Origin of the sequence: Arthrobacter crusticola (assembly GCF_004357995.1) — a bacterium.
In the GTDB taxonomy this organism is placed as follows: domain Bacteria; phylum Actinomycetota; class Actinomycetes; order Actinomycetales; family Micrococcaceae; genus Arthrobacter_D; species Arthrobacter_D crusticola.
Genome location: NZ_SMTK01000001.1, coordinates 133,024 through 145,475, shown reverse-complemented (window position 1 = coordinate 145,475; position 12,452 = coordinate 133,024). Strand labels below are relative to the sequence as shown.

Sequence of the window (12,452 nt, the reverse complement as noted above, 5' to 3'; positions counted from 1 at the left end):
GAGCGCAAGCGACATGCGGAAGGGACGCCGTGAGCAAGCAAGACGTTAGCTGGGCCGGGTTCGGCGGCACGGCCGTCGTCGCATCGCCAAGCGGTGAGGACGGCCAAGATCTGTGTGCCATTTTGCAGCAGGCAGGTTACGCCGCAGTCTCTGTCAGTTCAGGTTCGGCACTTCTGGGCACCCTCCGTCAAAGCACACCCGACATTGTTTTCCTTGACCTTCAATTGGCCGACGAAAGCAGTCGGGCACTCCTTGGTGTCCTTGAATCCGATTCCCGCTTCGCTGGGCTTCCGGTCATCCTCCTCCTGCCCGACAGTTCGCCGCTGGAGCCCGGAGGATTGCTCGAGAATCCGATCACCGATTTCGTTTTTCGGCCGTACCAGGAGCGCGAGATTATCCAGCGCGCCGCGTCCGCCATCGCCCGACGCCGCCAGCACCGGGTCCAGCGCGAATCTGCGTCCCTGCTCCGCGAACGGATGCGTGAAATTTCCGCAGGCATCCGCGCCGCCAACAGCCTCGAAACCATGGTTGGAAACTTCCTCGCCGGGCTCGGCCGCGCACTCGGCTCCGACTCCGTCTACCTCCAGATTTTCCCCGACGACCGCGTGGCGGACCTGAGTTCGCACTGGTCAAGTTCGGATGCTGACCCCATGGAGGTTCCATCCCTGGCCCACTCGGGAAGGGCCAAGGCCCTGGCGCTCCGACTGTGGGAAAGCTCCACCGGCGAACGCTTCCCTCCCGCAACGGACTCTGTATCGGCGGGCATGTCAGTCTTCGAGGATCTCGCCGATCTGTCCGGCATTACGAGCGGCGTCGTCGTCGCCCTCGGGGAAGGCACCACACCGTTCGGGCTTGTCTGGCTAATCAATAACCACCGACCCCTTGAGTGGACCCCGGTCGAGAACTCGCTGACCCAGCACGTGCTCGGCAACTTCGCCCACGGCTTGATCCAGGGTCAGCTGATCGCCCGGCAGCAGCAGGCCGTCGAGAAACTCCGGCGCCTCAATAAGGCCAAAAGCGACTTCGTAGGTACGGTGAACCACGAGCTGCGGACACCGCTCGCGTCAATGGCAGGCTACCTTGAGATGATCCTCGACGGCTCAGGCGGTCCGTTGCCCGAAGGGGCCCGGCGCATGCTTGAAACGGTCGAGCGCAACACAACCCGGCTCCGCGACCTGATTGAGAACATCACGGCCCTCTCGCCCACGCTTGATGAGCCGCACGGCCACCTCTCCGTGGACCTTGGCCATGTCGTTGTCTCAGCCGCCGGGGACCTTTCTGCCGCTGCTGCGGCGAAAAACGTGTCCCTTCTCTGCCCGCCCAGTGAAGAAAGCATCCTCGTCGCCGGACATTACGACCAGCTCAAGGAAGCAGTTGGGCTGGTCATCTCCAATGCGGTGAAGTTCACCGGACCGGGCGGTGTGGTCGAGGTCAACACCCTCTGCAGCTCGGAAGCGGGCCCGGCCGAAGTGGTGGTGCGCGACACCGGCATCGGTATCCCCGAAGCCGATATCCCCCGCCTCTTCGAAAGCTTCTTCCGCGCCTCGAACGCGACCGACGGCGCAGTTCCCGGCGCGGGAGTCGGACTGGCGATAGCCCAACGGACGATGACTGCCCACAACGGTTCGATCACCGTCGACTCCACCGTCGGCGAAGGGACCACTGTGCGCATCGAACTGCCGTTGAAGGCTTCATCCCCGGCTGCCGCCCGCAGCTAGCGGCCCGCATTGCCGTTGCCTCCGATTTGCACCCTGCGATGGAACAACAAGGATAGGAATATGAACGATCACGAGCAGGCGCCCCTCCGGACGCGCCTCGATAAGGAAACGCTGTTCGGTTACCTCGACACCCATCTGCTGGGCGCGACCAACGGAGTTCGACTCTTCGAAGCGGCCAGCCGTTCCTGGGACGGCACGGCAAGCGGTGCTGAGCTCGCCGAACTGGCACGCGGTATCTCCGGAGAACGGGACACGCTCGTACGGCTCATCTACGCGCTAGGACACCGTCCGGGCAGGCTGAAGATGGCGGCAGCCCACAGCGGCGCCCTGATCTCCTCGGTGAACCCCATCAATCTCCTGCGGCGGAAATCCGGTGAGGGAGCCCAGCTGGAGTTTGAAGCGCTGCAGTCGCTCCTGCGTGGCAAAGAAGCGCTCTGGGACACTCTGCTGTTCGTGGCTGACACGCCCGCCGGCAGGCGTGAGCCCGCCCTTGATCCAACCGAACTCAAGCGGCTCCTCACGGCGGCCCGGGAGCAGCAACAGACGGTGGCCCGCCTCATGCGCGAAACGGCCGTCGAGCGGTTCTTCTCGAACTAGGACCGTGCTGGCCGGCTGCTACCCCTCGCTCGGCTCCTCGTACTTCGGGAAGATCGGGGTCGGGGCAGGCAGTTCGGTGCCCGGCTGCAGCGCCGTATCGAGTGCCGAGAAGGCCCGCAGCGGGTCGCCGTCAGAAGTGCCCTGTCCCAGCACCGTGAGGAGCTGGGCGGCGCTCGTCGGCATCACCGGCTGGGACAGCACCGCGACGATGCGCAGCACTTCAAGGGTCACATAGAGAACGGTGTTCATGCGCTCTGGGTCGGTCTTGCGGAGCACCCACGGCTGCTGCTCGGCGAAGTAGGCGTTGGTGTCCCCCAGCACGGTCCACATCGCCTCCAGCGCGCGGGAGAACTCCTGCTTCTCGAAGGCCGATCGGCACGTTTCCAGGAGCGCCCCGGCGTCGGCAAGCAGCGCGGCGTCGGGCTCCGTGAAGGAACCGGGTGAGGGCACCATCCCGGCGCAGTTCTTGGCCACCATCGACAGGGAGCGCTGCGCGAGGTTGCCGAAGTTGTTCGCCAGGTCCGAGTTCATCCGGCCCACCACAGCCTCGTGGCTGTAGGAGCCGTCCGCGCCGAAGGGAACCTCGCGCAGGAGGAAGAAACGGACCTGGTCCAGGCCGTACTGCTCCACCCAGTCCTGCGGTGCGACGACGTTGCCCAGCGACTTGGACATCTTGACCCCCTTGTTGTGGAGGTGGCCGTGAATCATGACGCGCTTGGGCAGCTCGAGCCCTGCCGACATGAGAAACGCCGGCCAGTACACGGCGTGGAAGCGCGAGATGTCCTTGCCGATAACATGGACGTCGGCGGGCCAGTACCTACGGAAGGACTCCGACTCCGTATCCGGGAACCCGACACCGGTCAGGTAGTTGGTGAGGGCGTCCACCCAGACGTACATGACGTGCTTCTCACTGCCGGGTACCGGCACTCCCCACTCGAAGGTGGTGCGGCTGATCGAGAGGTCCTGCAGGCCGCCCCGCACGAAGCTGATGACCTCATTGAAGCGGGACTGGGGCGCACCAAACTCGGGGTTCTTCTCATAGAAGTCGAGGAGCCGCTGCTGGTAGGAGCCCAGCCGGAAGAAGTAGCTTTCTTCCTCGGTCCACGTGACCTCGGTGTCGGTCTCCGTGGCGTAGCGGATGCCGTCCTCGCGCAGTTCGGTCTCGTCCTCCGGCCAGAAGGCCTCGTCCCGCACGGAGTACCAGCCCGAATACTTATCCAGGTAGATGTCCCCGTTCGCCTCCATCCGGCGCCAAATCTCCGAGGCGGCCGCATAGTGGTCCTCGTCGGTGGTGCGGATGAAGCGCGTATAGGAAATCCCGAGGGAGTCGTTCATCGCCCGGAAGGCCTTCGCGTTTCGCGTTGCCAGTTCCCGGACCGGAATACCTTCCTTGTCCGCCGTCTGCTGCATCTTCAGCCCGTGCTCGTCCGTACCGGTGAGGAAGCGGACGTCATAGCCGTCAAGCCGCTTGAACCGGGCCATGGTGTCGGTGGCGATCGTCTCGTAGGCGTGGCCGATGTGCGGGACGCCGTTGGGGTAGGAGATCGCCGTGGTGATGTAGAACGGAGTGTTTGAACCGGGAGAAGTCACTCTACGAAATTACCCTGTCCGCCGTCGAAACCCGATTCCGTTCCGGGCGTGCCCCGGGTGGGGCTGCTCACCGCAGCGCGTCCCGGCCGAGCACGGCGTGGACGCCCCACACCTCGTTGGCAATCTGCGTAACGCGCAGGTCAACGACGGTGCTCGCCAGGGCCAGGGCTCTCGTGCGATCCAGCCCATACATGGCCTGCATCCACGTCAGCATGGCGCCAAGGGCTTCTGCGCTGGCGGCGTTCAGATCGGAATCGAAACCGAAAGTGATCCGCGCGGTGGGTGTAACCGCATGGATCGACTGCAGCGCCGGATCCGCCGCCAGGTCCAGCACCAGCTCCGAGGTCATGGGACACTCGATCGCCGTACCGCCCACTTCCCCGTCCCCCTGGCGGGCGTGCCCGTCGCCCACGCAGAGCATCGCCCCCGGCACGGTCACCGGCAGGTAGAGGACCGACCCGGCGGTGAGTTCGCGGCAGTCGATATTGCCACCGCCGGCGGCCCGCGGCGGGACAGTCTGGAACTCCCCCGGCTCGTTGGGTGGCATGCCGACGACGCCGAGGAACGGGCTCAGCCCGACCGCGTGCCCCAGCTGGTTCACTCCCGTGCCCTGTGCGGGATCGAGGTCCCACAGGAGCCACTGGGGCTCGGCCTCGTCCATCCCGAGGGCACTGGCGAGGGCGTCCCGGCGGTGGCCGGCAATCGTCCATCCCCACTCCCCCGGCGTCAGGGCGGTGAAGGACACGGCGAGCACGTCACCCGGCACCGCGCCCCTGACCGCGATGGGCCCGGTCAGGCAGTGGCCCAGGCGGTCGGGGAACATCAGGGGTTTCGCCTCCCCCGGCGACGTCGGGGCCTCCAGGTGGCCCGAGGCGTCGAGAGAGGACACCACGACCGTGTCGCCCGGGTGGACTTCGAGCACGGGAGGAACCGATCGGTTGAACGACTGAAGGACCGTGCTCCGCCCGGCGGGCAGGGTGTGGACCGCCATCGGTCTCCTTTCGGGACGGCTGAGGGCCGACGGTGCGCGGATTAGGACTGCAGGTCGACCTCGCGTGCCACTGTCGCGCCGATCTCGGCCTTGACGGCGTCGAGCACGTCCTGGGGAACCGCGCTGTCGAGCGTGAGCAGTGACAGCGCCTGGCCGCCCTCCTTGTTCCGCGCCACCTGCATGCCCGCGATATTGATGTCCTTCTCGCCCAGCAGCCGGCCGAGGGCGCCGATCACGCCGGGGCGGTCGGTGTACAGCAGCACCAGGAGATGCTCGCTGATCGGAATCTCCAGGTCGTACCCGTTGACGCCGACGAGCTTCTCGATCTGCTTGGGGCCGGTGAGGGTTCCCGCGACCGAGATCTGTGATCCATCCGAGAGCGCGCCGCGGATCCGCAGGACGTTGCGGTATTCCTCCGATTCCGGCGTCGTCGTCAGCCGGGTGGCGATTCCGCGCTGCTCCGCGAGCACCGGGGCGTTCACGTAGGAGACCTGATCCGAGACGACGTCGGTGAACACCCCCTTGAGCGCCGCGAGTTCAAGGGCCTTCACATCCAGCGAGGCGATTTCGCCGGCGACCTCGACCTCGATCTGGGTGAGCGAGTCATGGGTCAGTGCCGTAAAGATCCGACCGAGCTTTTCCATGAGCGGGATACCGGGGCGGACGGCTGGGTCGATGATGCCGCCAGCGACGTTGACGGCATCGGGCACGAGCTCCCCGGCGAGGGCGAGCCGGACCGACTTCGCAACGGAGATGCCTGCCTTTTCCTGGGCCTCGGCGGTGGAGGCACCAAGGTGCGGGGTGACGACCACATTGTCGAGCTTGAAGAAGGGGAGGTCGGTGCTCGGCTCGGTGACGAACACGTCGACGGCGGCGCCTGCGATCTCGCCGCGCTCCAGCGCCGCATGGAGCGCCGGCTCGTCGATCAGCCCGCCCCGCGCGACATTGACGACGTACGCGCTGGCCTTCATCTTCGCAAACGCCTCCTCGCCGAGCATGCCGACGGTTTCGGGCGTCTTGGGCATGTGGATGGTGACGAAATCGGCTTCGGTGAGGAGCTCGTCGAGGGTCACGAGCCGCACGTTCAGCTGCGCGGCCCGCGCGGAGGTCACATAGGGGTCGTATGCGAGGATCTCGGTCCCGAATCCCTGCAGGCGCGCGGCAACGAGGGCCCCGATCCGGCCGAGGCCGATGATGCCGATCTTCTTCTCATAAAGCTCGATGCCGGAGTAGCGGGAGCGCTTCCACTCCCCCGCCTTGAGCGCTGCACTGGCCTGCGGGATGTTCCGGGCGAGGCTGAGGATATGCCCCACTGTCAGCTCCGCGGCCGAAATGATGTTCGAGGTTGGAGCATTCACCACCATGACTCCGGCGTGCGTGGCCGCCTTGATGTCCACGTTGTCCAGGCCCACCCCGGCCCTGGCGATCACCTTGAGCTTCGGCGCAGCCGCGATGGCTTCGGCGTCCATCTGCGTGGCCGAGCGGACCAGGACGGCGTCGACGTCGCCCAGGGCCGCGAGGAGCTGGGTGCGGTCGGCACCGTCGGTGCTCCGGATTTCGAAGTCCGGGCCGAGGGCCTCGACGGTGGCGGGCGAGAGTTCTTCGGCGAGGAGAACTACGGGTTTTTCCACAGGAATGATCCTTCACTGCTGCAATGCGGGGCGGGTGGAGTGTACGGCCAGCTTAGGGTGCAGGAAAGGCCGGGCCCGCTATGTTACTCAGCAGTGAGCCCGGCCTTCGTGTCCTGATTGTTCCCCAGCGGGGGCTGGGCAGCGTGGTGCTGCCCCGGCGCCTAGCGGGCGACCGAACCTTCGGTGTAGTCGTCGTTGGTCTGGATCCAGGAGAACAGCTTCCTCAGTTCCCGTCCGGTCTTCTCGATCGGGTGGTCCTCGCCCTTCTTGCGCAGGGCGGCGAACTCGGGGGCTCCCGCATCCTGGTCATCGATGAACCGCTTGGCGAAGGCACCGCTCTGGATGTCGGCCAGCACCGCCTTCATGTTTTCCTTCACCGACGGGTCGATGACCCGCGGGCCCGAGACGTAGTCACCGTACTCGGCGGTGTCGGACACGCTCCAGCGCTGCTTGGCGATGCCGCCCTCGACCATCAGGTCGACGATGAGCTTCAGTTCGTGGAGCACTTCGAAGTAGGCGACCTCGGGCTTGTACCCGGCCTCGGTGAGGGTCTCGAAGCCGTACATGATGAGCTGCGACGCGCCGCCGCAGAGCACCGCCTGCTCACCGAAGAGGTCGGTCTCGGTCTCCTCGGTGAAGGTGGTCTCGATGACGCCGGCACGCGTACCGCCGATGGCCTTGGCATAGGACAGCGCGAGCTCACGGGCCTTGCCCGAGGCATCCTGCTCGACGGCGATCAGGTCGGGAACCCCGCGCCCGGCTTCGAACTCGCGGCGCACGATGTGCCCGGGGCCCTTGGGTGCGACGAGAGCGACGTCGACGTCGGCCGGCGGCTGGATGTAGCCGTAGCGGATGTTGAAGCCGTGGCCGAAGAACAGGGCGTCGCCGGCCTGGAGGTTCGGCGCGATGTCCTCCGCGTACACGTGGCGCTGCACCTGGTCCGGGGTGAGGATCATGATGAGGTCGGCTTCGGCGGTGGCCTCGGCGACGGAAAGGACCCGGAGGCCCTCCGCCTCGGCCTTGGCACGTGACTTCGATCCTTCCTTCAGCCCGACGCGCACATCGACGCCGGAGTCGCGCAGGCTGAGCGCGTGGGCGTGGCCCTGGCTGCCGTATCCAATGACGGCCACGGTGCGGCCCTGGATGATGGAAAGGTCGGCATCGTCGTCGTAGAACAACTCGGTCACGTGGATATCTCCTCTAGTGGATTACCTGGAAAACTTGATGGGTGAAAAGGGCGGTGCGGGCTCAGGCGCTGCGGAGCGCCCGGTCGCTCATCGACTTCGCCCCGCGGCTGATTGCGAGGGTGCCGGACTGGACGATCTCCCGCACCCCGAACGGCTCGAGCACCGACAGGAGGGCGCTGAGCTTTTCGGGGGTGCCTGTGGCCTCGATGATCAACGAGTCGGTGGACACGTCGACGACGGAGGCCCGGAACAGGTCGGCGGCCTGGGTGACCTGCAGCCTGGTTGCCGCATCGGCGCGCACCTTGACCAGGATGTGGTCACGCTGCACCGACTGTTCGGAGGTGAGCTCGACAATCTTGATGACATTGATGAGCTTGTTCAACTGTTTGGTGACCTGCTCGAGCAGATCACCTTCCGCCTCGACCACGACGGTCATCCTGGACATGCCGGGAATCTCGGTGGGGCCGACCGCGAGGGAGTTGATGTTGAAGGCCCGGCGGGCGAAGAGGCTCGCGACGCGGGTCAGGACACCGGGGACGTCCTCGACGAGTACGGAGAGCGTGTGACGGGTCATGGCTAGTCCTCCTGTTCCCAGACGGGGGTCATATTGCGGGCGATCTGGATGAGGTCGTTGCTCACTCCGGAGGGCACCATCGGCCACACCATCGAATCGCGGCTCACGACGAAGTCGACGACGACGGGCCGGTCGTTGATCGCCAGGGCCTGCTGGATGGTGGCGTCGATGTCCTCGTCACGCTCGCAGCGCAGGCCGGCGCACCCGTAGGCGTCGGCGAGTTTGACGAAGTCGGGCACGCGCACGGTGTCGTGCCCGGTGTTCAGGTCGGTGTTGGAGTACCGGCCCTCGTAGAACAGGGTCTGCCACTGCCGGACCATGCCGAGGGATGAGTTGTTGATGACGGCGACCTTGATCGGGATGTTGTTGATGACGCAGGTCGCGAGTTCCTGGTTGGTCATCTGGAAGCAGCCGTCGCCGTCGATGGCCCAGACCACTCGGTCGGGATTGCCGACCTTGGCACCCATGGCGGCCGGAACCGAATAACCCATGGTGCCGAGCCCGCCCGAGTTGAGCCAGGCGTGCGGGCGCTCGTACTGGATGAACTGGGCTGCCCACATCTGGTGCTGGCCGACGCCCGCAACATAGACCCCCTCGGGGCCGGTGAGCTCACCGATGCGCTTGATGACCTGCTGCGGCGCCGAGAGTCCGTCGTCGGGCTGGGTGAAGCCGATGGGGTACGTTTCACGGAGCCGGTTGATGGTGTTCCACCAGGCCGAGATGTCGGGAGTTGCCCCGGCGTCGTACTGCTCACGGACGGCGGAGATGAGTTCGGGGATGATCTCCTTGACCGATCCCACGATGGGCACGTCGGCGGTGCGGTTCTTGGAGATTTCCGCGGGGTCGATGTCCGCGTGGATGACCTTGGCGCCCGGCGCGAAGCTGGAGAGCACCCCGGTGACCCGGTCATCGAAGCGTGCGCCCAGGGTGATCAGCAGGTCGGACTGCTGCAGGGCGGTGACGGCCGAGACGGAGCCGTGCATGCCGGGCATCCCGACGTGCTGGGGGTGGGAATCCGGGAACACACCGCGGGCCATGAGCGTAGTGACGACCGGCGCGCCGACCAGTTCGGCGAGCTCCTTCAGTTCCGCGGCGGCGTGTGCCTTGATGACTCCGCCACCGACGTAGAAGACCGGCCGGGTGGAGCCGGCAATCAGGCGGGCGGCCTCGCGGACCTGCTTCGAGTGACCGCGCACCACCGTGCGGTAGCCGGGGATGTCGATTTTCGGCGGCCAGGAGAAGGTCATTTTGCCCTGCTGGGCGTCCTTGGCGATATCCACGAGTACCGGTCCCGGGCGGCCGGTCGAGGCGATGTGGAAGGCCTCGGCGAGCACGCGGGGGATGTCGTTGGCATTGGTCACCAGGTAGGAGTGCTTGGTGATCGGCATGGTGATGCCGACGATGTCCGCCTCCTGGAAGGCGTCCGAGCCGATGACCCCGCTCGCGACCTGACCGGTGATGGCGACGAGGGGCACCGAATCCATGTGGGCGTCGGCGATCGCGGTAACCAGATTTGTCGCGCCGGGGCCGGAAGTGGCGATGCAGACTCCCGGGCGGCCGGTGACCATGGCGTAGCCCTGGGCGGCGTGCCCCGCGCCCTGCTCATGCCGGACCAGGATGTGGCGCAGCTTCGTGGAGGCCATCAGCGGGTCGTAGGTCGGCAGAATGGCTCCGCCGGGAAGTCCGAAGATGTCGTCGACGCCGAGCTCTTCGAGGGACCGGACGATCGCCGAGGAGCCGAGCATTTCGGTGGGGGGCACAACGTTGTTGGGTCCCCGGACTGCGCTCACCGGCGCCGTCTGGGCGGTGTCCCTGCCCGGGGCTGCAGGAGCGGCCGGCCTTGCTGCCATCAGCGCCGGGCTGATGGGCGATCCCTTGGACATCTGAAACTTCCTTCGGAACGTGTACTGCATTGACGTGCTGGACAGTTGGTGCGCGATTTGTCCTGTGGAAACAAAAAACCCCTCCGCCTGGTGGGCTGGTGAGGGGTTGCGCGTGACGTAGGGTCTACCGGTCGGGCTTTAAGCCACGCGCTTGGTAAGGACGACGATTACGTTCACTGACTGCATATTGGAAGTCTCCTCGTACGGGTTGTGCAGTGTCAACAGCACTCCCCGCTGTCTCATATGCTGGACAAGGCGTCCGGTTAGTGGACACTAACTGATTCGGGAAGCCGTGCGCCCGGGGCGCGCGGCTGGCGCCAGAGGCACTGGGCCGGCCGCCACAATAAGGCGTCGAACCGAGGGCCCCAGGGTTGCCACGCGCTTAGCGCGTGGCTGGTGAGGAAGGCAGGAAGCCAGCCACCACAATAAGGCGTCGAACCGAGGACCCCAGGGGTGCCATGCGCTTAGCGCGTGGCTGGTGAGGAAGGCAGGAAGCCAGCCACCCACAATAAGGCGTCGAACCGAGGGCCCCAGGGGTGCCATGCGCTTAGCGCGTGGCACCCCTGGGAGGTTCTAGCCGCAGTATGCCCCTTCGGAGGCCGAGTGGACGAGCTTGGCGTACTTGGCCAGGACGCCCTTGGTGTAACGGGCCGGCAGTGGCTCCCAACCGACCTTGCGGGCCTCAAGCTCGGCTTCGTCAACGAGCAGCTCGAAGCTCTTGTTGGGGATGTCGACGCGGATGCGGTCGCCGTCGCGGATGAACGCTATGGGACCGCCGTCGACCGCCTCGGGGGCCACGTGCCCGATGCACAGGCCGGTGGTTCCCCCGGAGAAGCGCCCGTCGGTGACCAGGAGGACGTCCTTGCCGAGCCCTGCGCCCTTGATGGCCCCGGTGATGGCGAGCATCTCACGCATGCCCGGGCCGCCCTTGGGTCCTTCGTAGCGGATGACGACGACGTCGCCGGCCTTGATGGTGCCTTCTGCGAGTGCGGCGAGGGCTCCCTGCTCGCGTTCGAACACGCGGGCGGTTCCTTCGAAGATGGAGGCATCGAACCCTGCGGTTTTCACTACGGCGCCTTCGGGGGCGAGGGATCCCTTGAGGATGCTGATGCCGCCGGTCTTGTGGACGGGGTTGTCCATGGCCCGCAGGATCTTCCCGTCGAGGTCCGGCGGGTTGATCTCCGCGAGGTTCTCGGCCACGGTCTTGCCGGTGACGGTCAGTGCGTCGCCGTGGATGAGCCCTGCGTCGAGCAGTGCACGCATGATGACGGGGACGCCGCCGACCCTGTCGACGTCGGTCATGACGTACCGGCCGAAGGGCTTGAGGTCGCCCAGGTGGGGAATGCGGTCCCCGATGCGGTTGAAGTCGTCGAGGGTGAGGTCGACCTCGGCCTCACGTGCGATGGCGAGAAGGTGAAGGACTGCGTTGGTCGAGCCGCCGAAGGCCATGGTGACGGCGATGGCGTTTTCGAAGGCCTTGCGGGTCATGATGTCGCGGGCGGTGATGCCGAGGCGCAGCAGGTTCACAACGGCTTCGCCGGACTGGCGGGCGAAGTGGTCGCGGCGGCGGTCCGCGGAGGGCGGGGCGGCGGAGCCGGGAAGGGACATGCCGAGGGCCTCACCGATACAGGCCATGGTGTTCGCGGTGTACATGCCGCCGCAGGCACCCTCACCGGGACAGATCGCCTTCTCAATGCGGGTGAGGTCCCCCACCGACATCTTCCCGGCGGCGCAGGCACCGACGGCTTCGAAGGCGTCGATCAGGGTGACTTCCTTTTCGGTGCCGTCCTCGAGCTTGACCCAGCCGGGCATGATCGTGCCGGCGTAGAGGAAGACGCTGGCCAGGTCGAGGCGGGCGGCGGCCATGAGCATCCCGGGCAGGGACTTGTCGCAGCCGGCAAGGAGGACCGAGCCGTCGATGCGCTCGGCTTCCATGACCGTCTCGACCGAGTCGGCGATGACTTCGCGGGAGACGAGGGAGAAGTGCATGCCCTCGTGGCCCATGGAGATGCCGTCGGACACGGAGATGGTGCCGAACTGCATGGGGAATCCGCCGCCTGCGTGCACGCCCTCCTTGGCACCCTGGGCGAGCCGGTTGAGTGAGAGGTTGCAGGGGGTGATTTCGTTCCAGGAACTGGCAACGCCGATCTGCGGCTTGACGAAATCGTCGTCGCCCATGCCGACGGCCCGAAGCATTCCGCGCGCCGGCGCCCGCTCGATTCCATCGGTTACCGCACGGCTTCTTGGCTTGATGTCAGGGGTAGTCACGGTCATGCCTGAA

At 66.2% G+C, this 12,452-nt stretch carries 9 protein-coding genes; 2 read left to right on the top strand and 7 right to left on the bottom strand.

Annotated elements, in window-relative coordinates; genetic code table 11:
- The first annotated feature begins 29 nt into the window (after window positions 1-29).
- On the top strand, window positions 30-1,718 hold the full coding sequence (locus tag E2F48_RS00690) for an ATP-binding protein (protein WP_133402123.1): 1,689 nt from the start codon (window positions 30-32) through the stop codon (window positions 1,716-1,718).
- Between the two features lie 60 nt (window positions 1,719-1,778).
- Window positions 1,779-2,315, top strand: a complete 537-nt coding sequence (locus E2F48_RS00685) for a hypothetical protein (protein ID WP_133402122.1) — start codon at window positions 1,779-1,781, stop codon at window positions 2,313-2,315.
- 18 nt (window positions 2,316-2,333) lie between these two features.
- On the opposite strand, the gene metG is transcribed toward E2F48_RS00685, so the two are convergent.
- The 7 genes from metG to ilvD form a co-directional block, all read right to left on the bottom strand.
- The gene (gene metG / locus E2F48_RS00680; protein WP_133402121.1) at window positions 2,334-3,905 is read right to left on the bottom strand and encodes a methionine--tRNA ligase; all 1,572 of its coding nucleotides are present in this window, start codon (window positions 3,903-3,905) and stop codon (window positions 2,334-2,336) included.
- Window positions 3,906-3,972: 67 nt separating this feature from the next.
- Complete coding sequence (locus E2F48_RS00675) at window positions 3,973-4,896, bottom strand: acetamidase/formamidase family protein (RefSeq protein ID WP_133402120.1); 924 nt, start codon at window positions 4,894-4,896, stop codon at window positions 3,973-3,975.
- Between the two features lie 41 nt (window positions 4,897-4,937).
- Entirely contained in the window at window positions 4,938-6,527 is a 1,590-nt protein-coding gene (gene serA / locus E2F48_RS00670; RefSeq protein WP_133402119.1) for a phosphoglycerate dehydrogenase, read from the bottom strand.
- 161 nt (window positions 6,528-6,688) lie between these two features.
- Window positions 6,689-7,714, bottom strand: coding sequence for a ketol-acid reductoisomerase (gene ilvC, locus E2F48_RS00665; protein ID WP_133402118.1), 1,026 nt, complete (start codon window positions 7,712-7,714; stop codon window positions 6,689-6,691).
- Window positions 7,715-7,775: 61 nt separating this feature from the next.
- On the bottom strand, window positions 7,776-8,288 hold the full coding sequence (gene ilvN / locus E2F48_RS00660; protein WP_120165272.1) for an acetolactate synthase small subunit: 513 nt from the start codon (window positions 8,286-8,288) through the stop codon (window positions 7,776-7,778).
- A 2-nt stretch (window positions 8,289-8,290) separates the two neighbouring features.
- Window positions 8,291-10,171 (bottom strand): acetolactate synthase large subunit, encoded by a 1,881-nt coding sequence (locus tag E2F48_RS00655; RefSeq protein ID WP_133402117.1) that lies wholly within the window; start codon window positions 10,169-10,171, stop codon window positions 8,291-8,293.
- Window positions 10,172-10,744: 573 nt separating this feature from the next.
- Window positions 10,745-12,445: a dihydroxy-acid dehydratase gene (gene ilvD / locus E2F48_RS00650; RefSeq protein ID WP_133402116.1), complete on the bottom strand. Its 1,701-nt coding sequence runs from the start codon at window positions 12,443-12,445 to the stop codon at window positions 10,745-10,747.
- Window positions 12,446-12,452: the final 7 nt, after the last annotated feature.

What these genes read in the sequence shown, in the direction of transcription:
- E2F48_RS00685 (WP_133402122.1), top strand. Translation starts at nt 1,779, where the DNA reads ATGAACGATCACGAGCAGGCGCCCCTCCGGACGCGCCTCGATAAGGAA.
- E2F48_RS00675 (WP_133402120.1), bottom strand. Translation starts at nt 4,896, where the DNA reads ATGGCGGTCCACACCCTGCCCGCCGGGCGGAGCACGGTCCTTCAGTCG.
- ilvN (WP_120165272.1), bottom strand. Translation starts at nt 8,288, where the DNA reads ATGACCCGTCACACGCTCTCCGTACTCGTCGAGGACGTCCCCGGTGTC.
- E2F48_RS00655 (WP_133402117.1), bottom strand. Translation starts at nt 10,171, where the DNA reads ATGTCCAAGGGATCGCCCATCAGCCCGGCGCTGATGGCAGCAAGGCCG.
- ilvD (WP_133402116.1), bottom strand. Translation starts at nt 12,445, where the DNA reads ATGACCGTGACTACCCCTGACATCAAGCCAAGAAGCCGTGCGGTAACC.